Annotated in this window: 21 protein-coding genes and 1 riboswitch; of the genes, 14 read left to right on the top strand and 7 right to left on the bottom strand. The window is 64.5% G+C overall.

The window, feature by feature from the left end; translation table 11 throughout:
• The first annotated feature begins 4 nt into the window (after positions 1-4).
• The 5 genes from IPK59_17705 (at position 5) to gcvPB (ending at position 5,593) form a co-directional block, all read left to right on the top strand.
• The gene (locus tag IPK59_17705; protein ID MBK8160522.1) at positions 5-565 is read left to right on the top strand and encodes a hypothetical protein; all 561 of its coding nucleotides are present in this window, start codon (positions 5-7) and stop codon (positions 563-565) included.
• A 236-nt stretch (positions 566-801) separates the two neighbouring features.
• A riboswitch (glycine riboswitch) is annotated at positions 802-923 on the top strand.
• Positions 924-1,135: 212 nt separating this feature from the next.
• Positions 1,136-2,278: a glycine cleavage system aminomethyltransferase GcvT gene (gene gcvT / locus IPK59_17700; protein MBK8160521.1), complete on the top strand. Its 1,143-nt coding sequence runs from the start codon at positions 1,136-1,138 to the stop codon at positions 2,276-2,278.
• 78 nt (positions 2,279-2,356) lie between these two features.
• Complete coding sequence (gene gcvH / locus IPK59_17695; GenBank protein ID MBK8160520.1) at positions 2,357-2,734, top strand: glycine cleavage system protein GcvH; 378 nt, start codon at positions 2,357-2,359, stop codon at positions 2,732-2,734.
• Between the two features lies 1 nt (position 2,735).
• Complete coding sequence (gene gcvPA, locus IPK59_17690) at positions 2,736-4,082, top strand: aminomethyl-transferring glycine dehydrogenase subunit GcvPA (GenBank protein MBK8160519.1); 1,347 nt, start codon at positions 2,736-2,738, stop codon at positions 4,080-4,082.
• A complete protein-coding gene (gene gcvPB, locus IPK59_17685) occupies positions 4,079-5,593 on the top strand; it encodes an aminomethyl-transferring glycine dehydrogenase subunit GcvPB (GenBank protein ID MBK8160518.1) in 1,515 nt (504 codons plus the stop codon). The genes gcvPA and gcvPB overlap by 4 nt, the downstream gene beginning before the upstream one ends.
• 141 nt (positions 5,594-5,734) lie before the next feature.
• Here gcvPB and IPK59_17680 read toward each other — a convergent pair whose 3' ends face one another.
• Positions 5,735-6,679: a helix-turn-helix domain-containing protein gene (locus tag IPK59_17680; protein MBK8160517.1), complete on the bottom strand. Its 945-nt coding sequence runs from the start codon at positions 6,677-6,679 to the stop codon at positions 5,735-5,737.
• Between the two features lie 145 nt (positions 6,680-6,824).
• Between IPK59_17680 and IPK59_17675 the strand changes: the two genes are divergently transcribed.
• From IPK59_17675 to IPK59_17640, 8 genes are all read left to right on the top strand, one after another.
• A complete protein-coding gene (locus IPK59_17675) occupies positions 6,825-7,271 on the top strand; it encodes a 2,4'-dihydroxyacetophenone dioxygenase family protein (protein MBK8160516.1) in 447 nt (148 codons plus the stop codon).
• Positions 7,272-7,394: 123 nt separating this feature from the next.
• Positions 7,395-8,351 (top strand): thiamine pyrophosphate-dependent dehydrogenase E1 component subunit alpha, encoded by a 957-nt coding sequence (locus IPK59_17670; protein MBK8160515.1) that lies wholly within the window; start codon positions 7,395-7,397, stop codon positions 8,349-8,351.
• A gap of 15 nt (positions 8,352-8,366) precedes the next feature.
• Positions 8,367-9,410: an alpha-ketoacid dehydrogenase subunit beta gene (locus IPK59_17665; protein MBK8160514.1), complete on the top strand. Its 1,044-nt coding sequence runs from the start codon at positions 8,367-8,369 to the stop codon at positions 9,408-9,410.
• A complete protein-coding gene (locus IPK59_17660; protein ID MBK8160513.1) occupies positions 9,407-9,637 on the top strand; it encodes a biotin attachment protein in 231 nt (76 codons plus the stop codon). The genes IPK59_17665 and IPK59_17660 overlap by 4 nt, the downstream gene beginning before the upstream one ends.
• Before the next feature lie 734 nt (positions 9,638-10,371).
• The gene (locus tag IPK59_17655; GenBank protein ID MBK8160512.1) at positions 10,372-10,734 is read left to right on the top strand and encodes a tRNA-binding protein; all 363 of its coding nucleotides are present in this window, start codon (positions 10,372-10,374) and stop codon (positions 10,732-10,734) included.
• A gap of 66 nt (positions 10,735-10,800) precedes the next feature.
• Positions 10,801-12,372, top strand: a complete 1,572-nt coding sequence (locus IPK59_17650; GenBank protein MBK8160511.1) for a Rieske (2Fe-2S) protein — start codon at positions 10,801-10,803, stop codon at positions 12,370-12,372.
• 170 nt (positions 12,373-12,542) lie between these two features.
• Positions 12,543-13,064, top strand: a complete 522-nt coding sequence (locus IPK59_17645) for a hypothetical protein (GenBank protein ID MBK8160510.1) — start codon at positions 12,543-12,545, stop codon at positions 13,062-13,064.
• Positions 13,061-14,395 carry a GAF domain-containing protein gene (locus tag IPK59_17640; GenBank protein MBK8160509.1) on the top strand — a complete coding sequence of 445 codons (1,335 nt, stop codon included), beginning with the start codon at positions 13,061-13,063 and terminating at the stop codon, positions 14,393-14,395. Before IPK59_17645 ends, IPK59_17640 begins: the two co-directional genes overlap by 4 nt.
• Positions 14,396-14,412: 17 nt before the next feature.
• Here the strand turns inward: IPK59_17640 and IPK59_17635 are convergent, their stop codons facing one another.
• The 4 genes from IPK59_17635 to IPK59_17620 all read right to left on the bottom strand — a co-directional run bounded on the left by IPK59_17635 (position 14,413) and on the right by IPK59_17620 (position 17,987).
• Entirely contained in the window at positions 14,413-15,177 is a 765-nt protein-coding gene (locus tag IPK59_17635; GenBank protein MBK8160508.1) for a hemerythrin domain-containing protein, read from the bottom strand.
• A gap of 110 nt (positions 15,178-15,287) precedes the next feature.
• Complete coding sequence (locus tag IPK59_17630) at positions 15,288-16,631, bottom strand: HAMP domain-containing protein (GenBank protein ID MBK8160507.1); 1,344 nt, start codon at positions 16,629-16,631, stop codon at positions 15,288-15,290.
• Between the two features lie 18 nt (positions 16,632-16,649).
• Entirely contained in the window at positions 16,650-17,393 is a 744-nt protein-coding gene (locus IPK59_17625; GenBank protein MBK8160506.1) for a response regulator, read from the bottom strand.
• Between the two features lie 3 nt (positions 17,394-17,396).
• Complete coding sequence (locus IPK59_17620; protein MBK8160505.1) at positions 17,397-17,987, bottom strand: MarR family transcriptional regulator; 591 nt, start codon at positions 17,985-17,987, stop codon at positions 17,397-17,399.
• A 99-nt stretch (positions 17,988-18,086) separates the two neighbouring features.
• Between IPK59_17620 and IPK59_17615 the strand changes: the two genes are divergently transcribed.
• Positions 18,087-18,959 (top strand): branched-chain amino acid aminotransferase, encoded by an 873-nt coding sequence (locus IPK59_17615; protein MBK8160504.1) that lies wholly within the window; start codon positions 18,087-18,089, stop codon positions 18,957-18,959.
• Positions 18,960-19,022: 63 nt separating this feature from the next.
• Here IPK59_17615 and IPK59_17610 read toward each other — a convergent pair whose 3' ends face one another.
• Positions 19,023-19,385, bottom strand: a complete 363-nt coding sequence (locus IPK59_17610) for a DUF393 domain-containing protein (GenBank protein MBK8160503.1) — start codon at positions 19,383-19,385, stop codon at positions 19,023-19,025.
• A 230-nt stretch (positions 19,386-19,615) separates the two neighbouring features.
• The gene (locus tag IPK59_17605) at positions 19,616-21,145 is read right to left on the bottom strand and encodes a DegQ family serine endoprotease (GenBank protein ID MBK8160502.1); all 1,530 of its coding nucleotides are present in this window, start codon (positions 21,143-21,145) and stop codon (positions 19,616-19,618) included.
• Positions 21,146-21,286: the final 141 nt, after the last annotated feature.

The raw sequence follows: 21,286 nt of genomic DNA, 5'->3' as shown, positions 1-21,286 counted from the left end.
GATCATGATGATCACGACGACCAATTTCGGGTTGGCCAAATTCGGGCAGAAGCAACTCTGCGCCCTGGCCGGCGCGCTCTCATTGCTGGCCCTTGCCGGTTGCACCGATCCCATCCCGCAGCAATCGCGCCCCTGCCCGATGGTCAAGGTTGTGCAGGATGCCGCCTATATGACGCGCTTTGCGGGCGCCACCGAAGATCTCACCGACACCTCGTTCGAGGCGCGCATCGCGCGGTCGAAGTCGATCTGCTACTACCAGACCAATACGGATACCGGCGAGCGCGTGATCCGCACCGAGCTCAGCGTCGAATTCGCCGCCTCGCGCGGGCCGAACAATCCGGACAGCTCGGCCAAGTTCAATTACTGGATCCGCGTCACCGGCCCGGGCAGCAGCCAGCTCTCGAGCCAGGAGCTGGATGTCGAGATTCCCTTCACCGCCGCCAAGATCCAGGGTGTCACCCAGGATTCGGTCGATGTCTTCGTGCCTCTGAAGCAGGGCGAGAACGGCGATTTCTACCGCATCTATGTCGGCCTCGCGGTGAGCGAGAGAGGAACTCGCCTATAACCGCCGCAACCCGCAATTCTGAGGCGGGCCTTTCCCCTTTTCGTCATGGTCGGCGCAGGCCGACCACCCACGAACTTGCATCCGTCACGAAGAAAGTAACTCGTGGGTGGTCCGCCTGCGCGGACCATGACGATGTGGGGTAGCCTTGCCCGGTTGCCGGCCCCGCATATGCCGCATATGCACATAAAAATGCCGCTTGACGGATAGTCGCCCGGCGGCCCATCTTGCGCGCGACAAAACCCGTGTTGGGAGAGACCTCACCCCCTAGCCCCAGTGTTTTCAATGGGGTGACTAGGGGCAGGCGCCGAAGGAGCAACCGCCCCCGGAAACTCTCAGGCAAAAGGACCGACACGGGGAAAAACTCTGGAAAGCGGATGACCCCACAGCCGAGCCTGGCGTATTGGGGCTTCATCCCACCGAAGGAGTAAACCGCCAGCCTAGTTTGGCACGCCACCAGCGCGTGCCAGGGCCGACGGCCAATCTCTCAGGTCCCGAAGACAGAGGGGGGTCGCGCGGGTTTTCCTTGTGAGGAATTCCCGGTCGCGGTCGCCATGCGTCGGAGGGTTTTTCGTGAGTTCGCCTAGCGGGGCCGATGCGCCCCTTCTCGTCACCCAATTGCATGCCCTTCATGTCGAGCTCGGCGCCAAGATGGTGCCGTTCGCGGGCTATGACATGCCGGTCCAGTATCCTTCCGGCATCCTCACCGAACATTTGCACACGCGCGACAGCGCCGGGCTGTTCGATGTCTCGCATATGGGCCAGATCCGCATCAAGGCGGAGACATTCACGGCGGCCGCGGCGGCGCTTGAGCGCCTGTGTCCGGCGGATTTTCAGGCCCTGAAACCCGGCCAGCAGCGCTACAGCTTCTTCACCGACAACCAGGCGGGCATCCTCGATGACCTGATGGTGACGCGCATGGGGAAAGGCGACGAGAGCGATCACCTCTTCATGGTGGTCAATGCCGGCTGCAAGGATGCCGACATCGCGCATCTCAAAGCCAATCTCAACGGGCGCTGCGAGATCGAGGTGCTGGCGGACCGCGCGCTCGTGGCCCTGCAGGGACCCAAGGCCGCCGCCGTCTTCGCGCGCATGGCACCCGACAGCGGCCAGCTCAAATTCATGACCGGCGCCGCCTTGCAGGCCGGCGGGTTCGAGGTGATCGCGACGCGGTCCGGTTATACCGGCGAGGACGGGTTCGAAATCTCGGTCGCCAACAAGGATGCCGAGGCCTTCGCGCGGCGGCTGCTCGCCGAACCCGAGGTGAAGCCGATTGGCCTCGGTGCGCGCGATTCGCTGCGTCTCGAAGCCGGGCTCTGCCTCTATGGCAATGACATCACCGAGAAGACCAACCCGGTCGAGGCGAGCCTCGTCTGGGCGATGCAGAAGCGCCGCCGCGAGGAAGGTGGCTTCCCGGGTGCCGGCATCGTGCAGCGGCAATTGGCCGAGGGGCCGGCACGGAAGCGCGTCGGCATCCTGCCCGAGGGCAAGGCGCCGGCCCGCGCCCATACCGAGATCACCGATTTGAGCGGCCGGGTCATCGGCGAGATCACCTCGGGCGGCTTCGGGCCGAGCCTCGGGGCGCCGGTCGCCATGGGCTATGTCGAAAGCGCCCATGCTGCTGTCGGCACGGCGGTCAACCTCATGGTGCGCGGCAAGGCGCTGTCCGCCAAGGTCGCCACCATGCCCTTCGTGCCGCATCGTTACCAACGCTGACCGGCGATGGTCAGTTTCACCGGAGAACGGCGCGACGATCCGTCGAAGCGCCACAACAAAACTGAGGAGATGAGTTCCATGAGCGGCATTCGCTTTGCCAAGGATCATGAATGGGTGAAGGTCGACGGCGATATCGCCACCATCGGCATCAGCCCCTATGCCCAGGACCAGCTGGGCGATGTGGTGTTCGTCGACCTGCCCGCGATCGGCAAGAAGGTCGAGAAGGGCAAGGAACTGGCGGTGGTGGAATCGGTGAAGGCCGCGAGCGAAGTCTATGCGCCGGTCTCGGGCGAAGTGGTCGAGGTCAACACGGCGCTGGGCGATGCGCCCGGCACGGTCAACGAGGACGCGCTCGGCAAGGGCTGGTTCGCCAAGGTGAAGCTTGCCAACAAGGCCGAGCTCGACAGCCTCATGGATGAAGCCGCCTACAAGACCTATTGCGAGGGGTTGCACTGAGATGCGCTTTCTGCCGCTGACCGAGCCCGACCGCAAAGCCATGCTGGCGACGGTCGGAGCCAGTTCGGTCGAGAGCCTTTATGCCGACGTGCCGAACGGCGCGCTGCAAAAGGCACCCATCGCCGGTCTTTCCAACCACATGCCGGAGATGGAGGTCGAGCGCGTCATCGGCGCCATGGCTGCAAAGAATATCGGCACCAATGCGGCGCCGAGTTTCCTCGGTGCCGGGGCATATCGCCATCACATCCCGGCGGCGGTCGATCATCTCATCCAGCGCGGCGAGTTCCTCACCTCCTACACGCCCTATCAGCCGGAAGTGGCGCAGGGCACGCTGCAATACCTGTTCGAGTTCCAGACCCAGGTGGCGCTGCTGACCGGCATGGATGTCGCCAACGCCTCGATGTATGACGGCGCCACCGCGACCACCGAAGCAGTCGCCATGGCCAACCGCATCACGCGCCGGAAGAAGGCGGTGATCTCCGGCGGCCTTCATCCGCATTACCGCGAGGTGGTAGAGACCCATGGGCGCCATACCGGCTTCGAGACCGTGTCGGCACCCCTGGATGCGCTGGGCCGCGAAGATCTCGCGAAGCATCTCGGGCCCGATGTTTCCTGCGTCGTGGTGCAGAATCCGAGCTTCTTCGGCCATATCCACGATTTCACCAAGCTGGCCGAGGCGGTGCATGCCGCGGGCGCGCTGCTGATCGTGGCGGTGACCGAAGTCGTGTCTCTGGGCCTCCTCACACCGCCGGGCGAAATGGGCGCCGACATCGTGGTGGCGGAAGGCCAGTCGATCGGCAACCCGCTGGGCTTCGGCGGTCCCTATGTCGGCCTCTTTGCCGTGCGTGACAAGTTCGTGCGGCAGATGCCGGGCCGCGTCACCGGGCAGACCGTCGACGTCGACGGGCGGCGCGGCTGGGTGCTGACCCTTTCCACGCGCGAGCAGCATATCCGCCGGGAGAAGGCTACCAGCAACATCTGCACCAATTCGGGCCTCTGTGCGCTGGCCTTCACCATCCACATGACCTTGCTGGGCGAGGCGGGCCTCAACCAGCTGGCGACGCTCAACCATGCAACGGCGAGCAATCTTGCCGATCGCCTTTCCGCCATCCCCGGCGTGAAGCTGTTGAACGAGAGCTTCTTCAACGAGTTTACGCTGGAATTGCCGAAACCCGCCATCGGCGTGGTCGAGGCGCTGGCGAAGAAACGCATCCTGGGCGGCGTGCCGGTGGCGCGCCTAGTGAAAGACAAAGAGGCTGAGAAGCTGTTGCTCGTCGCCGCCACCGAACTCACCACCGAGGCTGAGATGGCAGCGCTCGAAGCCGGCCTCAGAGAGGTTCTGAAATGACCACACCAAATCCCCTCACCAACACCATCTCGGGCAATCGCGGCCTGCAGCTTGAAGAGCCGTTGATCTTCGAGATGGATGTGCCGGGCCGTTCCGGCGTCGATCTCCCCGATGTGCCGAAGCACAAGGAGCGCCTGGGCGGCATGAAGCGGAAGGCCAAGGTCGGCCTGCCGGGCCTCGCGGAAAGCCAGGTCGTGCGGCACTACACGAAACTCAGTCAGAAGAACTACGCGATCGACATGTCGGTCTATCCGCTGGGATCGTGCACCATGAAGCACAACCCGCGCATCAATGAGAAGATCGCGCGGTTGCCGGGCATTGCGGATCTTCACCCGATGCAGCCGGTCTCGACCGTGCAGGGCGCTTTGGAACTGATCGACACGCTGGCGCATTGGCTGAAGACCCTGACCGGCATGCCGGCAGTCGCCATGTCACCGGCGGCCGGTGCCCATGGCGAGCTCTGCGGCATGCTCACCATCCGCGCCGCCCATCTGGCCAAGGGCGATGCAAGAAAGCGCATCCTGGTGCCGGAATCGGCCCATGGCACCAACCCCGCGACCGCCGCCTCGATCGGCTATGAGGTTGATCCGGTGCCGGCCGATGCGCGCGGTCGCGTCGATCTCGCCGCCTTCAAGGCGAAGCTCGGCCCCGATGTTGCGGGCACGATGATCACCAACCCCAATACCTGCGGGCTGTTCGAGAACGACATCATCGACATCGCCGACGCGATCCACGGCATCGGCGGCTATTTCTATTGCGACGGCGCCAATTTCAACGCCATCGTGGGTCGCGTGCGGCCGGGCGATCTGGGCGTCGATGCGATGCATATCAACCTCCACAAGACCTTCTCAACGCCCCATGGCGGCGGTGGGCCGGGTTCGGGTCCGGTGGTGCTGTCGGAAGCGCTGGCCCCTTACGCGCCGCTCCCCTATGTGACGCATGGGGCGAATGGGTTCGACTTGGTCGAGCATGATGGCGGCAAGGCGTTCGGGCGCTTGAAGGGCTTCCATGGCCAGATGGGCATGTTCAGCCGGGCACTTTCCTACATCCTCAGCCATGGTGCCGACGGCTTGCGCCAGGTGTCGGGCGATGCCGTTTTGAACGCCAATTACCTGCAGGCAAGCCTCAAGAGCGATCTTACGGCCGCCTTCCCCGGCACCTGCATGCATGAGGCGCTGTTCAACGACGATTTCCTGGAAGGGACCGGCGTCACCACGCTCGATTTCGCAAAGGCGATGATCGACGAGGGTTATCACCCGATGACCATGTATTTCCCGCTGGTGGTCCACGGCGCGCTGCTGATGGAGCCGACCGAGACGGAGAGCAAGATCGGCCTCGATCGCTATATCGAGGTGGTGCAGGGATTGGCCCGCCGCGCCAAAGGTGGCGATGCCGCTTATTTCCACGGCGCCCCCTATCACACGCCGCGCCGGCGGTTGGATGAGACGCTGGCCGCGCGCCAGCCGGTCCTGCGCTGGAAACCTGAGGAAACGAAGAAGGCGGCGGAGTAGGAAACACCCCTCACCCCAACCCCTCTCCCCATTTCATGGGGCGAGGGGCTTTAGACCGAACTTGCCAGAGACTCCCTCGCCCCGCTTGCGGGGAGAGGGTCGGGGTGAGGGGCCTTTTGGCAAAGACCTATTCATTGCCACCTATTTCCCCTGCCGGAACTCCCTGGGCGAGACGCCGAAGGCGTCGCGGAAGGCGCGGCTGAAATGGGCGGCGTCGCTGAAGCCGTGGGTAAAGGCGATCTCGGAGATTCGCGCCTGAGGGCTTGTCAGCAGCGCATCGCGGCAGCGTTGCAGGCGCTGGCGCCAGATCCAGCGATCGACCGTGAGGCCGCTGTCGTGGAATAGGCGATGCAGTTGCCGGGCGGATATGCCCATGCCGGCTGCTACTCGGTCGGGGTCAAGATCGGGATCGTCGAGATTGCGCAGGATGAAATCCTGGATGCGTGCCCGCAGCGCGCGGTGATAGGCGCCCTCGCCATCACCTTCCTGCGGGGCGATGGCAGCGGTGAGGAGATCGAGGGTCGCGCGCAGCACGGGTGTCGCGCGCGCGGGCATCAGATCGCCGCCTTCGCGTGCCAATGCCCGGAGATGGGTGGCAAAGAGCGCACCCGGTCCACGCTGGCCGCTGATCGGCCGCATGATTAGATCGGCCGCCATCGGCAGCGTTTCCGTTACGAGATCCTGTGGCAGCAGCAGCGTGATCTTTTCGAGATCCTGCGGGAGGCCGAATTCGATCGGCCGCGTGCTGTCCCAGAGGGTGAAGGAGCCTTGCTCCAGCACCGTCTCTCGCCCCGCCTGCTTGAGACTCTCGCGACCTTTGAGGATGTAGAGGATGCCATAGACCGGGTTCTGCAATTGCGCGATCTCGGCCTTGCCGCGGCGGCCTTCGCAAGGATCGCAGACGCAATGGATGATCTGGGAAACGCCCAGCGCCTGCTGGCGGACGCGCGCCCGATAGCTGCCGTCGCTGCGGCGCGGCAAATCCCAGGGCAGATGTGTCTCGCTCACCGCCTCGCGCCACCAATCATATTGGCGCGGGCCCGGCAGGTGGGCGCTGCTGTGATGGGTCGGCGTATCAAGCTGCATCGCTGGCACTCACCTGGCTGGCACGGTGAAGCAATTAATTGGGCAGCGTCGGGCAAGACCCGCGGAAGCTGCGCGCCCATAGTTTCCCCCAGAATCCGGGACCAGTCAATTCAACGAGTATCCGGAGCTTCAGGAGGAGACAAAAATGGCCGACAGCCAATCGGGAACCCATGCGCCCGCCGATAGCAATCCCGCCGATATCATGTGCCAGACCGAGAAGATGGCCTGGATCCCCTTCACCGACGCCATCTCCTACAAGGTGCTGCGCGTCAGTGCCGAAACCGGCACCTGGACGGTGCTGTTCAAATGCGACAAAGGATCATCCTTCGCCCCGCATTTCCATTACGGCGCCGGCGAATATCTGATGATCAAGGGCGTGATGGATTACCGTGCCGGCGTGGCACATGCCGGCGATTACGGCTATGAGCCCTTGGGCGTCTATCACGAACGCACCGAATTTGTCGAAGATACGGTGCTGTGGTTCTCGAACCACGGGCCGGTCGCCTTCGTCAATCCCGACAAATCGATCCTGATCATGCTGGATTGGAAGTTCTTCGCCGACGCGCAGGCCAAGCAGGCACTGGCTGCCTAGGTCCGGGGCTGCCTAAGTCCGGGGTTGCCTGAGCCCGGGGTTGCCTGAGTCCGGGGTTGCCTGAGTTTCTTCATCAGCGTGCGGGAGAGTTCCATGCTTCCAACCAAGCCGCAATGGCTCTGGATGTACGAGACCATGGTGAAAAGCCGTGCTTTCGAAGAGCGCATCGCGACCGCCTATTTCGAAGGGAAGTCGCCGGTCTTCAACATGGCCAACGGGCCGATCCCGGGCGAGATGCATCTGTCGAACGGGCAGGAGCCCTGCGCGGTCGGTGTCTGCGCGCATCTTGATGCCGCCGATTTCGTGACGGCGACGCACCGGCCGCATCACATCGCCATCGCCAAGGGCGTCGATCTCGATGCCATGGCGGCGGAGATCTTCGGCAAGAAGACCGGCCTGTCCGGGGGACGCGGCGGGCATATGCATCTCTTCGATGCCCGGGTCAATTTCGCCTGTTCCGGCATCATCGCGCAAGGAATGGGCCCGGCGGTGGGGGCTGCCACCGCCTTCAAACTGCGCGACGAGAAGCGCGTCGCGGTCGCCTTCATCGGCGAGGGGGCGGCCAACCAGGGTGCCTTCCATGAATCCTTGAACCTCGCCGCCGTCTGGCAGGCGCCGGTCGTGTTCGTGATCGAGGACAATGGCTGGGGCATTTCGGTTGCGAAAGCGCAGTCGACCGCCGTCGCGCACAATGACAATCGCGCAGCCAGCTATGGCATGCCGGGGCACCGAGTCACCGGCAATGATCCGGCCGCCATCTTCGCCGCTGCTGGCGAGGCCATCGCCCGGGCGCGTGCCGGGGGCGGCCCCAGCCTCATCGAGATCGAGACGTCACGTCTGGCCGGTCATTTCATCGGTGATGCCGAAGGCTATCGCCCGGCAGGTGAGAAGGATGCGCTGTTCGCGCGCGATCCCATCCCGGCTTTGCGTGGAAAACTGCTGGGCGAGAAGATGATGAGCGAGGCGGATGATCTCGTGCTCGTCAAGCGGGCCGAGAGCGCAGTCGAGCAGGCCATAGCCAGGGCGCGCGCCGCACCCTTCCCCGCTGCCGCCGAAGCCTTCGACCATGTCTTCGCCTGATCCGGAGTACATCTGATGACTGCGACAGCGACCATTCGAGAGAACCGCGCCAAGCGCAACCTCACCATCGCGAAGGCAATGGCGGAGGCACTGGCGCAGGAGATGCGGCGCGATCCCTCGGTGCTGGTGATGGGCGAGGATATCGCCGCTTTGGGCGGTGTCTTCGGCAATACGCGCGGGCTCCTCGAGGAATTCGGCCCGGCGCGCATCCGCGACACGCCTATTTCGGAGACGGCCTTCATCGGGGCCGCCGTCGGCATGGCGGCGGTCGGCATGCGGCCGGTGGTGGAACTGATGTTCGTCGATTTCTTCGGCGTGTGCATGGATGCGATCTACAACATGGCTGCCAAGAACTGCTATTTCTCGGGCGGGCAGGCCAATGTCCCGATGGTGCTGATGACCTCGGTCGGCGGCGGCTATGGCGATGCCGGGCAGCACAGCCAATGCCTCTATGGCACCTTCGCGCATTTGCCCGGCATGAAGGTGGTGGTGCCGAGCAATGCCTATGACGCCAAGGGGCTGATGCTCGGCGCCATCCGCGACAACAACCCGGTCATCTTCATGTTCCACAAGGCGCTCCAAGGCATGGGTTGGCTCGGCACCGTGCAGGGCAGCATCAACGATGTGCCGGAGGATGATTATGTGGTGCCGTTCGGCCAGGCGGCGATCGCGCGCGCGGGCAAGGATGTCACCATCGTCGGCCTCGGCGCCACCGTGCATCTGGCGCTTGATGCCGCGCAGGAACTCATTGCCGCCGGGATCGAGGCGGAGGTAGTCGATCTTCGCTCGCTGGTGCCGCTCGACCGCGCCACAGTCTGCGCATCGGTCACGAAGACCGGGCGGCTGCTGGTGGTCGATGAGGATTACATGAGTTATGGCGTCTCGGGCGAGATCATCGCCTCGGTGGTGGAAGCCGGCACGGTTCTCAAATCGCCACCCAGGCGCATTGCCTTTCCAGACATTCCCATTCCCTTCAGCCCGACCCTGGAACGACCGGCTTTGCCCAGCGCCGAGAAGATCGTGGCGGCGGTCACGGCCTTGTTGCGGGGCGGTCGATGATTCCGGTGGTGATTCCCCCCGACCTCTGGGAAGGGGATGTTGAAGGGGCCGTCTCCGCCTGGCTATTCGCCGAGGGGGATACGGTGCGCACGGGCGACCTCATCGCCGAGGTGATGGTCGAGAAAACCAGCTATGACGTGACGGCGCCCGCTGATGGTATGCTGCAGATCCGCATTCCGGCGGAAACACCCTTCAAGCGCGGCGCCATCATCGCCGCGATCGGCTGAGGACTGCGCCTATCTGGCAGATCGAGACGGCATTCGACGGCGATATCGAGGGGGATGCGCGGCTGCTCGATGAGGTCAGTGCGGGTGCCACCGCGCGGGCGCGGCTGTGGCAGACGGCTGCGTGCCTTGCCGTGCCGTCGCGCATTGCAGCCCTCCCCGGCTTTGCGGAAGCAACCGTCCGGTCCGCTGCGCGGGGTTGGCCGGTCATTGTCCGAGCCACCGGCGGTGCCCCGGTGCCGCAGTTTCCCGGCATGCTCAATCTGGCGCTGGCCTATCATTTGCCGGCCCAGTGGCCCTGGTCGCTCGATGACGGCTATCGGCATCTCGCACAGGTGTTGACCGGTGCGCTGACGCGGCTGGATCTGGTGGCCGAGGTGGGCGAGATCGCCGACGCCTTCTGTCCAGGCCGCTATGACCTCAGCATCAAGGGCCGCAAGATCGCGGGCCTTGCCCAGCGCCGGCGGCGTGCCCTGGATGGCGGCCAGGCAGTCCTCGCCCATGCCTGCCTGCTGGTGACGGGCGATGTTGCAACGCCGTTCGCGGCGCTGGCCGATTTCGAGGACTCTTTCATGCCAGGCCGGAAGTGGCGGCTCGAGGCGGCGACGACGCTTGGTGCGCATCTGGGTTCGGCCGATGTGATGGCAGGCGTGTTGGACGCGATCCGCGACAGCTTGCGCCACAACGATTCCCCGCTTACATCGCGGCAGCAGAAACCAGGGAATGAGTTGATCCGCATGTCCGCCACAGCCGAACCGGTCGCCGCAGAGATTTCATATGACGATTTCCGCAAGGTGGATGTGCGGGTGGGCACCATCGTCGCCGCCGAGCCTTACCCCGAAGCACGCCGGCCGGCCTACAAGCTCACGGTCGATTTCGGGCCGGAGATCGGGGAGAAGCGCTCCTCGGCGCAGATCACGGCACGCTACCGGCTCGACGAACTGGTCGGGCGCCAGGTGGCGGCGGTGGTCAATTTCCCGAAGAAGCAGATCGGCAAGTTCATGTCCGAGGTGCTGGTGCTGGGCTTTCCCGACGAGAACGGCGAGGTGGTGCTGATCTCTCCCACTCTCGGCATCCCCAATGGCGGCCGGCTCTACTAGCTTTAACAAGTATTTACTTTTCTAATATACGGCGCGACCATGCTCCTCCCATGGGAGGAAAGCGGCATGGCCTGGATTGATGTTGCGGCGGCACCTGAGCTCGACAAAAGCCGCAAGCTGGTGGTGCGGCATGAGGGGCGGCAGATCCTGCTCCTGAGCACGCAGGCTGGCCTGTTTGCCTGCGTCAACCGCTGCCCCCATGAAGGCTATCCGCTGCGCGAGGGCACGCTTGACGGCGATGGCTGCGTCCTCACCTGCAATTGGCACAATTGGAAGTTTGATCTCACGAGCGGGCTGACGCTGGTGGGGGGCGACAAGCTCAGGCGCTTTCCCATCCGCCGGGAGAATGACCGCATCCTCATCGAGATCGTGCCTGACAACAAAGCCGAGCGGCGCGCCGGCATCCTCCTGGGATTGGCGCGCGCCCTCCATGACGACGACCGGCAGCGCCAGGTGCGCGAGATGGCGCGCCTCCTGCGGGTCGGTCTCGATCCGCTCGACGGCATCCGTCATGCCATCCACTGGGCCCATGACCGGCTGGAGTTCGGCACCACCCATGCCATCGGCGCGGCACCCGACTGGTTGATGCTGGCCCGCAATGCCGGGACCGAGGATGCGCTGATCGCCTATGGGGAAATCCTTGGCCATCTCAGCGACGATGCGCGTGACCGCAACACCTATCCCTTTGCCGAAGGTGTGAGCGCCTGGGATTCAACACGCTTTGCCACCGCCATCGAGGCGCAGGATGAGGCCGTGGCCATGCGGTTGATGCGTGGTGGGCTGGCAGTTCCGTTGTCGCCCGATGACTGGCGGCGCGTGCTGGCGAAGGTGGCGCTGGCGCATTATGCCGATTTCGGCCATGCGCTCATCTATGCCATGAAATCGGTCGACCTCATGGAGATGCTGGGCATGGAGGTGGCCGAACCGCTCCTTGCCATGCTTGTGCGGTCGCTCTGTTTCGCCACGCGCGAAGATCTGCTGCCGGAATTCCGCAGCTTTGGGGCCGAGCTCAAAGCCTGGGGCGGGGCTGACCGGCCGGCCGAGATCTTCACCGCGGCGGCGTTCCGCAAGACCTCCGCCAAATCGGCGATGACGACGGTGCGTGGCTGGTCGGCGCTGGCCGGCTGCCAATTGATCTGGCCGATCCTCATCGAGACGGCGGCGTGGCAATTGCTGCACATGGATGAGGCGAAGTTCCGCCGGATCGATCTGTCACTGGCCGGGACCGCGAGCCGCCTCGACCTCACCCACGCGCTCACCTTCGCCGATGCCGGCGCCGTGGCGGCAGCCCTGTCGCCGGAACTGTGGCCATCCATTCAGCTGCAGCTTGCCTGCTTCATCGGCCGCAATGCCGGCCATGTCGATGCGGACCAGGATGTGACGGGCTTCACAGTCACGGACCCGGCGGCGTTCTTTGCGCTGGAACGCGCGAACCTGTTCGACCATGGGCAGGCCCGTTTCATCATCTCAGCCCATTGCATCAAGACCTTGTGCGCGGCGGAAAATCTTGGCGGCCGGCATCCGGCGCTGGCGCCCCTGCTGGCCTCGGCGGTCAACCGCCTGCTGCATGAGCCACTCAAGGAACAGCATATCCGGCGCACCGCCCGGCAGATGCTGGACCTGGTGGCCCAGGAATAGATCGCCGGAAATGGGCCGGAAATGGGGGCAGGCGCGCCGCGGCCATAGAGCCAGATTCGGTATCCCGAAATAGGTTCACGCCATAGTCGTTGATGCGTGACAGCGCGCACTGGACGGTATTCAACCCTGCGCCTATCTTTTCAGGCACAGGAACATCCGGTCCCACAATCATGTCGCTCGACCCCGTCGTCCTGGCCTTGCTGGCCGGGCCCGTTGCCATCTCCGTCGCCGGCCGCAATGCCGAGCTATGCCCCAGCGTCGCCCATGCCTATGGCTGTCGCACGTTAGAGGGCGGCAAGCTCATTCGCGTCTTCGTGCTGCGCGAGGAGACGCGGCAATTGCTGGCCGACATCAATGCCAATGGCGAGGTGGCCACGGTCTATAGCGATGTGCGCAGCTTCCGCTCGGTGCAGATCAAGGGACAGGATGCGCGCATCGTGCCGTTCGATACGGCCGATGTGCAGCAGCGCCTTGCCCATGGCCGCATCACCGCCGATGAGTTGTTGGCGCTCGGCTATCCGAGCGCGCTCGCCCATGGCTATTTCAGCGTGCCGGCCAAGGCCGATTTCGTGACCATCGAATTCGCCCCCCGCGATGTGTTCCGGCAGACGCCGGGACCGGGTGCCGGCGACAAGCTCGGCAAGGGTGCCAAACTCGATCACTCCCATGACGACAAGGCGGGCGCGGCATGAGTGCCGTCTCGCTCACCGCCCTGCGCGCGGCGCTGGAAGGCGCCATCCCCTCGGAGATCGCGACCTGCGATGCGCAGGGCATTCCCAATGTCAGCGTGATTTCCGACGTGCATTACGTCGATACCGATCATGTCGCCATTTCGTATCAGTTCTTCAGCAAGACGCGCGCCAACATCCTCGCCAACCCGCATGCGACCGTACTGCTGAAGCATCCCAACACCTGTGCCCAGTACCGGCTGCAGCTCACCTATCTGCGCACCGAGCTCGCCGGGCCCCTGTTCGAAACCATGCGCGCCAAACTCGCCGGCATCGCGTCGCATGAAGGCATGTCCGGCATCTTTCATCTTTTGGGGGCCGATATCTATCACGTCAACGGAGCTGAAATCGTGCGCGGTGACCTGCTGCCCTTGCCACCGCCCCATGCACCGCTGCTGGCCGCCTTGCGCCAGACGCTGCCGAAGCTGCGCGCGGCGCGCGATCTCGATGGGCTGGTGGCCAGCCTGCTGGCGGCTTTGCGCAGCGAGTTCCGCCTGCCCCATGTCATGCTGCTGATGGCCGACGATGCCTGTGACAGGCTTTATACCGTGGCCAGCCAAGGCTATCCGGAATCCGGTGTGGGCGCCGAGATCCTGCCGGGGCAAGGCGTCATCGGCGTCGCGGCGCGCGAGCGCACACCCATCCGCATCACCCATGCGACGCGCGACTATCTTTATGGCCGCGCCATCCGCGATGCGCTGCGCGCGAGTCCGATGGCGGCGCAGCTGGAGACCGAAATTCCCCTGCCGGGCCTGCCCGACAGCGGCAGCCAGATCGCCGTACCGATCCTCGACGGCACGCTGCTCCTCGGCATCATCTATGCGGAAAGCCCGGAGGCCGGACGCTTCGGCTATGACGAGGAAGATGCGCTGATGATCCTGGCGGCGGAAGCCGCGGCGGCGATGCGGCAGATGGCGGCCGAGGCCGATGACAATGTGACAGCCGACGATCTCGCGACCTCGACCGAATCAGGGACACCATTGCTGGTACGCCACTATCCGGCCGACGACAGCGTCTTCATCGACGATGAATATGTCATCAAGGGTGTGGCGGGGGCCATCCTGTGGTTCCTGCTCTCGGAACATGCGCGCTCGGGGCGCGTCGAGTTCAGCAACAAGGAACTGCGCCTCGCACCGCAGATCCGGCTGCCGGAGTTCTCGGAGAATCTCGAGGCACGACTCATCCTGCTGCGCCGCCGCCTTGCCGAGCGCAGCCAGGTGCTGGCGCTCGACAAGGCGGGCCGCGGCCGCTTCCGGCTCAATCTCAGCCGCCCCGTGCAATTGATCGAACCCTAGAAGCCGGCGCGGGTCGATCAGGCGAGGTCGGCCACCAGGGCAGTCCGCTCCAGGTCGCTGAGATGCGGCTTCACCATGTCGAGGATGGCGCCGAAGAGTTCCGGCGGCATGCCGGCCTGCATGCCGCGCATCATGGTGGCGCGCTGCTGACGGGTGACGCTGGGCAGGATCCAGCGCAACCAGGTCAGCATGCGTTCCGGCTTGATATGGGCATGGATCTGCTGCTCGATCGCGAGCAGATCCTGGTCCGTGTAATGGGCCCAGAGCAGCGCCGTGTTTGTGCTTTCCTCGATTTCCATATGCTGGAAATTCTCGGCGACGAAAGCGGCGAGCAGCCGGTAGAGCACTTTCAAGGCACGCTCGCGGGCCGGCATCGGCGTCTCGCGCGCAGCCTTGAGGCGCGCCTCCAGTTCGCGGATGCTCTTCTCATGATGAAGATGATCCTCGGCGCAGCGTTGCGCCGAACCCGGCACAACGCGCTCCATGGCCGTGTGCAGGAAGGCGTTTTCATGGGCGAGATGCTCGGCACAAAGCTGCAAGAGGTCAGCCACGGCATCCAGCGTCGCGTCGGGTGCGTCGAGATCGACCCGGCCGAGGCGCGCCAGCGCGTCGCTCATCGCCGCGCGCAGGCCCTTGTGGACGAGATGGTAAATCTCGCGGCGCTGCGGAGCCAGGTCATTGGCGGCCATGCCGGCGATGAAATCTGGGGACGGTGCGCTGGCTGCGAGCTTGCGCGGCTGGTAGTTGGGCACAATCGGGAAGGCATGCGAATGGGCGGTCATGAATCTCACCTCGGGGTGGGTTGCGGATCGGCGCAACCATGATCCCGCGGCACCCGCCGCACACGCTAATTTCCCGCTAACGGAACCCTAACTTTTCGCTAAAACGCGCGTCAGAGCGGCAGCCGCAACACCGCGCGGAGGCCACCACCCGGTGCATCCGAGAGGACGAGGTCGCCGCCATGGCCGCGGATGATGTCGCGGGCGATGGTGAGGCCCAATCCGGTGCCGCCGGTCGCCTGGTTGCGCGATTGCTCAAGGCGGAAGAACGGCTTGAACACATCCTCGCGCGCGTCGGCCGGGATGCCGGGACCGTCATCGTCGACCATCACCTCGGCATGGCGCGGGCGCAGCGCCATGGTGACGGCGATGGTGCCGGCATAGCGATGGGCATTGCCGATGACGTTGTCGAGAGCGCGGCGAAAGGCGTCGCGGCGCAGCGGCACCACCACGCTTCGCTCAGGCAGGGTGAGATCGATCGTGGCGCCCTGGCGGCGTGCATCGCCCACCACGTCGACCACCAGTTCGGCAAGGTCGGTCGGCGCCGGCTGTTCCATGCCCTCGCCGCGCGCGAAGGCGAGATAGGCGCCGATCATGCGCTCCATGTCGGCGACGTCTTTCTTGAGGTCGCCGATATCCCCGCCATCGCCCATCATGGCGAGCTGCAGCTTCATGCGCGTGAGCGGGGTCCGAAGATCGTGGCTGACCCCGGCCAGCATTTCCGTGCGCTGGCCGATCTGGCGGCGGATGCGATTGCGCATCTGGTTGAAGGCCTGGCCAGCGAGCGCCACTTCGGTCGCTCCCTCCGCGCGGAAATCCTCGACCTCGCGTCCCTTGCCGAAATCGTCGGCGGCCTGGGCCAGGCGCTTGATCGGCTTCACCTGGTTGCGCATGAACAAGGTGGCGACCGCGAGCAGGGCCAGCGAGGTGCCGACCATCCACAGCAGGAAGACATAGGTCGTGGAGCTGAACAGGCGGCGCCGCAGCACGACCACATGAAGCACGCCATCAGCCAGCTGCACATGGATCTCGATGTATTTCTCGAGGCTGCGGCTGTCGATGATGAAGGGGCGCTGGACGCGATCCTCAAGCGCCTTGGCCAATTGCCGGTCGACGAGATTCTGGCGCATGATGGTGGGATCGTTGGGCAGGATTTCGCCCGGCTTGAAGTCGAGATCGAGCTCCAGATCGTCGCGCGCCGTCGCGAACAAGGCGTTGATGGCGACTTCGCTGTCCGAGGGAGCCGTGCCGGCGCGCGGCATGAGGCGCGTCACCGCGCCGATCTCGCCCGCCACCGATTGCGCAAGGCGCTTGGTGACCGTGTTCCAATGGCTGTCATAGAACACCCAGGCCGAGATCACCTGGAGCAGCACGATGGGCGTCACGATGATGAGGATCGAGCGGCCGAGCAGCGAACGCGGCAACATGCGCTCGACCGCCACCAGCCATTCCTGCATGCCCGTGTTCATGCGTGATCAGTCCGGCCGCAGGACATAGCCGATGCCGCGCACGGTCTGGAGATAGCGCGGGAAGCGCGGATCGTCCTCGATCTTGCGCCGGAGCCTGGTCATCTGCACATCGATGAGGCGCGAGACGCCGAGTTCGATGACCGTGGCATCGCCCGCCTCAGGCGCCAGATCCTCGCCTTCGGTCGCGGCGGCGCGCATCGACAATTCGTCGCGGCTGACCGGTTGGCCGGCGCGGCGGGCAAGAAGGAGCAGAAGGTCGCCCTCGCCTTCCGTCAGATGCACGATTTCTCCGCCCTTGTAGAGCCGGCGGCGGTCAATCTCGAAAGCGAAGGCGCCGAAGCGCACCGTGCCGGCGGCAGGGGCCGGGACGGCCGCACGGGGCTGCGCGCGCTTGAGGATGGCGTTGATGCGCAGCACCAGTTCCTTGGGTTCGAAGGGCTTGCCGAGATAATCGTCGGCGCCGGTCTCCAGGCCGTTGATGCGATCCTGCACCTCGCCCATCGCGGTCAGCAGCAGGATGGGCACAGCACTGTCGTGGCGCAGGGCGCGGGTGAGGTCGAGGCCGCTTTCGCCCGGCATCATGATGTCGAGCACCAGGAGGTCGAAGGCGATGCTCTTCAATTTCGCCCGTGCCTCGGCGGCGTCGGTCGCCACCGTCACGCGGAAACCCTGTTCGCCGAGATAGCGCGCGATGAGGTCGCGCAACCGCTTGTCGTCATCGACGACCAGGATATGAGCTTGCCCCGCCATCTATCAGCGCGAACCAGGGCCGCCCGAACTGCCGCCACCCGACTGGCTACCACCGGAATTCGACCCGGATGGAGTCGATCCAGAGGGTCCGGACTGACCGGGCAGGGCTGTGTTGGTGGCGCGGAAGCGGATGCGGTCCTCCTCGTTGACCAAGCCCAGGAGCACCTTCTTGAAGCCCTCGACCGCTTCGGCGCCGGCGGCCTTGTAGGCGCGGGCGACGAGGGCGCGCTGGTCTTCTGTCAGGCGTCGTTCGAGCTCGGCACCCTTGTCGGTCAGGCTGAGCAGGCGCTGGCGGCGGTCGGTGGTACCGGGGCGCTGCACGATGAAGCCCTCGCGCACCAGCTGCGAGAGCACGCGGGACAGGCTTTGCTTGGTGATCTTCAGGATGTCGAGGAGATCGGAGACGGTCATGCCCGGATTGCGGCCGACGAAATAGATGACGCGGTGATGGGCGCGCCCAAAATCATAGGCGGCCAGGGTCTGGTCGGCCCGGGCGGTAAAATCGCGGTAGCCGAAAAACAGCAGCTCGATTCCCTGGCGAAGCTCATCGTCCCGCAGGAACAAAGGGTTAGGCGTGGATTTCAAATCAGGCATTTTTTATGTCAGCCATGTTGACTTATCTAACCGAATATTTTAAAACCAGCTCATTCCGGGTTCCTTTATAACCCGACAGGAAGCCAAATGGAGGAATTCATGAGTTTAGTGCCTTTTGATGACCGTGACGGCGAAATCTGGATGGACGGCAAGTTCATTCCCTGGCGGGAAGCGAAGCTGCATGTCCTGACCCACGCCCTCCATTATGCATCAGCCGTGTTCGAAGGCGAACGGTCCTATAACGGCAAGGTCTTCAAATCGCGCGCCCATACCGAGCGCCTCCATAAATCGGCCGAGATCGTCGGTTATACCATCCCCTTCTCGGTCGACGCGATCGAGGCCGCCAAGACCGAACTGGTGAAGCGCACCGGCTACCAGAACTGCTATGTCCGCGCGATTGCCTGGCGCGGCAGCGAGATGATGGGCGTCTCAGCCCAGAAGAATACCATCCACCTCGCCATCGCCGCCTGGGAATGGCCGTCCTACTTCTCGCCGGAGCTGCTGGCCAACGGCATCCGCCTCAAATGGGCGAAGTACAAGCGCCCGGCGCCGGACACGGCCCCCGTCGCCGCCAAGGCCTCCGGCCTTTATCAGATCTGCACGATCTCGAAGCATGAGGCCGAGCGTGACGGCTATCAGGACGCGATGATGCTGGATTATCGCGGCCTGCTCGCCGAAGCCACCGGCGCCAATGTGTTCCTGGTGCAGAATGGTGAGCTGCATACGCCCAAGCCCGATTGCTTCCTCAACGGCCTCACTCGCCAGACCGTGATCGAGCTTGCCCAGCGCCGCCAGCTCAAAGTGGTCGAGCGCGCGATCCAGCCCGAGGAACTGGCCAAGACCGATGAAGTCTTCCTGGTCGGCTCCGCCGCCGAGGTGACGCCGGTGGGCGAGATCAGCGAATACAAGTTCAAGGTCGGCCCGATCACACGGCAGATGCGCGAAGACTATCTGAAGGAAGTGGGCGCCTGAGCGTTCGGTTCATCGGTTCTTGAAAAGCGCGGGAGCAACACTCCCGCGTTTTTTTATTGGCGCTCACCAACGCCCGTGCCGCTTGTTCCAGGCGAACAGTTGATCGGCAAAGCGGTCGTAGAGAAAGCGCGATACCGGCCGGAAGGGTGGCCACATCATCAGGCGGCCGAGCCATCGCTGGCCCGGGGTCTCCAGCATCAGCCGGGCAATCGCATCGGCGCCGACGAAAATCGTACCGGTCTCATCGCGCACATGGAGGCTGTGGCGCACCGTGTCGAGGGCGGCGCCGATCTCGCACACCAGATTTTCGTCTGTTGCGATGTCCTTCCAGGCCGTCATGTCCTGGGCCATGCGCTGGCGCTGGCTGTTGATGCCGGCGGCGCAGACCGGGCAGGCGCTGTTGTAGAAGATCTCGAGCTTGGCCAAGCATCCCTCTCGCGCCACATTCCAACCTCTGCAACCTAGCACGGGACCCAGGAAAACAGGCTGCTACAGCATGTAGCAGCCCGGGAGAGTTGGCGACAGGGAGGAAAGGGGGTGGCCGAATCCGAGGGGGATGGGGTTCGAATTCGGCCTGACCGGGCGCCGCTGCGGGAGGTTGCTCCCGCGGGGACAGGGGCGGTGACGACGCCCGGCCTTGTCTGGTCTTTAGCGCATCAAGCTTGCTTAAGATTGACGGCGATGAACTGGTCGCGGCCGTCGCGGTTGACCAGCATGACGAGGATCGGCCGGTCGCTTTTCTGCGCCGCTTCGGCAAGGCGCGTGATTTCGGCGGGGTCGCTCACCTCGGCATTGCCGACGCGCTCGATCACGTCGCCCACCTTCAGGCCCTGATCGACCAGCGGTGAGTCATCCGCTAGGTCGACGATGACGACGCCTTTCGCATCGGCATCAAGGCCAAGGGTCTGGCGCGATTCCGGGGTGAGGGCCGCGAGGCGGGCGCCGAGGATGGCGCTTTCCGACCCGTCGCCTGACTGGGCGTCGTTGCTGGCGACGGCCTCGTTCTTAAGTTTGCCGATCTTGACGCTGATTTCCTTCTCGCGGCCATCGCGCAGGATGTCGAGGGTGGCCGTCGAGTCGGGATCGGCGCTGGCCACCAGACGCGGCAGGTCGCGCATCTCCAAGACCTTGGTGCCGTTGAAGGCAAGCACCACGTCGCCGGGTTTGAGGTCGGCCTTGCCCGCGGGCGAGTCCGGATCGATGTTGGCGATGATGGCGCCCTTGGGTTCATCAAGGCCGACACCCTTGGCCAGATCCGGCGTCACCTGCTGGATCTCGACGCCGAGCCAGCCGCGTTCGATCGAGCCCTTCTCGCGCAATTCAGCGACCACGGTCTTCGCCAGATTGCTGGGAATGGCGAAACCGATGCCGACCGAACCACCGGAGGGCGAGAAGATCGCCGTGTTGATGCCGACCACATGGCCGTTCATGTCGAAGGTCGGGCCGCCGGAATTGCCCTGGTTGATGGCGGCGTCGATCTGCAGGAAATCGTCGAACGGGCCTTCATGGATGTCGCGGCTTCTGGCCGATACGATGCCGGTGGTGACCGAGCCGCCGAGGCCGAACGGATTGCCGACCGCCATCACCCAGTCGCCGACGCGCGCCTTGTCGGAATCGCCCCAGGGGACGAAGGGCAGCGGCGTCTTCGGTTCGACCTTGAGCAAGGCAAGATCGGTCTTGGGATCGGTACCGATGAGCTTGGCCGGATATTCGGTACCGTCGGCCAAGGTCACGGTGATGTCGGTCGACTCCTCGACCACATGATTGTTGGTGACGACATAGCCGCTGGGGTCGATGACGAAGCCGGAACCCAGCGACATGGCTTTCCGCATCGGCTGATGGCCGCCGCCCTGTTGTTGCTCGAACTGCTTGAAGAATTCCTCGAAAGGCGAGCCCTTGGGAAATTGCGGCAATTGCGGCCTGTCCTGGTCGGCGACCTTGCGCGCGGACGAGATGTTGACCACCGCCGGCGACACCTTGGCGGCCAGATCGGCGAAGCTTGCGGGCCTGGCCTGCTCAACGGCCGTCTGATCAGCCTGTGCCTCGGCGACATGGGCGAGGCTGAGCGCCGGCGGCACGAAGGCGAGCGCCCCCATGAACAAGGCGGCGCGCCCCACGGTCACGAACAGGCGACTGCGCCGGGCCTCGGGGGTTGGAACTGTGTTTGCAGAAACGGGTGCGGTCATCTATCTCTCCATTTTGCCGGCGCCCCGGGCTTCCGTGGTCGTGAGGCGCCGTCCTGGGAAGGGATATTGTTCCAGGCCTGTCACAGCGCCATGTCCGGCCACATGCTATTTGGCAACGGATTGCGACCGGGGCCCGCGTTG

It is taken from the genome of Rhodospirillaceae bacterium (assembly GCA_016712715.1).
GTDB lineage: Bacteria > Pseudomonadota > Alphaproteobacteria > Dongiales > Dongiaceae > Dongia.
The sequence above is the reverse complement of the archived record's forward strand: the minus strand, read 5'-3'. Positions and strand labels throughout refer to the sequence as shown.

Excerpts from the sequence above, each read along its gene's own strand:
- gcvH (MBK8160520.1), top strand. The coding sequence starts at position 2,357 with ATGAGCGGCATTCGCTTTGCCAAGGATCATGAATGGGTGAAGGTCGAC.
- IPK59_17665 (MBK8160514.1), top strand. The coding sequence starts at position 8,367 with ATGACTGCGACAGCGACCATTCGAGAGAACCGCGCCAAGCGCAACCTC.
- IPK59_17680 (MBK8160517.1), bottom strand. The coding sequence starts at position 6,679 with ATGCAGCTTGATACGCCGACCCATCACAGCAGCGCCCACCTGCCGGGC.
- IPK59_17670 (MBK8160515.1), top strand. The coding sequence starts at position 7,395 with ATGTACGAGACCATGGTGAAAAGCCGTGCTTTCGAAGAGCGCATCGCG.
- IPK59_17675 (MBK8160516.1), top strand. The coding sequence starts at position 6,825 with ATGGCCGACAGCCAATCGGGAACCCATGCGCCCGCCGATAGCAATCCC.
- IPK59_17660 (MBK8160513.1), top strand. The coding sequence starts at position 9,407 with ATGATTCCGGTGGTGATTCCCCCCGACCTCTGGGAAGGGGATGTTGAA.
- IPK59_17605 (MBK8160502.1), bottom strand. The coding sequence starts at position 21,145 with ATGACCGCACCCGTTTCTGCAAACACAGTTCCAACCCCCGAGGCCCGG.
- IPK59_17705 (MBK8160522.1), top strand. The coding sequence starts at position 5 with ATGATGATCACGACGACCAATTTCGGGTTGGCCAAATTCGGGCAGAAG.
- IPK59_17625 (MBK8160506.1), bottom strand. The coding sequence starts at position 17,393 with ATGGCGGGGCAAGCTCATATCCTGGTCGTCGATGACGACAAGCGGTTG.
- IPK59_17630 (MBK8160507.1), bottom strand. The coding sequence starts at position 16,631 with ATGCAGGAATGGCTGGTGGCGGTCGAGCGCATGTTGCCGCGTTCGCTG.
- gcvPA (MBK8160519.1), top strand. The coding sequence starts at position 2,736 with ATGCGCTTTCTGCCGCTGACCGAGCCCGACCGCAAAGCCATGCTGGCG.
- IPK59_17640 (MBK8160509.1), top strand. The coding sequence starts at position 13,061 with ATGAGTGCCGTCTCGCTCACCGCCCTGCGCGCGGCGCTGGAAGGCGCC.
- IPK59_17650 (MBK8160511.1), top strand. The coding sequence starts at position 10,801 with ATGGCCTGGATTGATGTTGCGGCGGCACCTGAGCTCGACAAAAGCCGC.
- IPK59_17615 (MBK8160504.1), top strand. The coding sequence starts at position 18,087 with ATGAGTTTAGTGCCTTTTGATGACCGTGACGGCGAAATCTGGATGGAC.
- gcvPB (MBK8160518.1), top strand. The coding sequence starts at position 4,079 with ATGACCACACCAAATCCCCTCACCAACACCATCTCGGGCAATCGCGGC.
- IPK59_17655 (MBK8160512.1), top strand. The coding sequence starts at position 10,372 with ATGTCCGCCACAGCCGAACCGGTCGCCGCAGAGATTTCATATGACGAT.
- IPK59_17620 (MBK8160505.1), bottom strand. The coding sequence starts at position 17,987 with ATGCCTGATTTGAAATCCACGCCTAACCCTTTGTTCCTGCGGGACGAT.
- IPK59_17635 (MBK8160508.1), bottom strand. The coding sequence starts at position 15,177 with ATGACCGCCCATTCGCATGCCTTCCCGATTGTGCCCAACTACCAGCCG.
- IPK59_17645 (MBK8160510.1), top strand. The coding sequence starts at position 12,543 with ATGTCGCTCGACCCCGTCGTCCTGGCCTTGCTGGCCGGGCCCGTTGCC.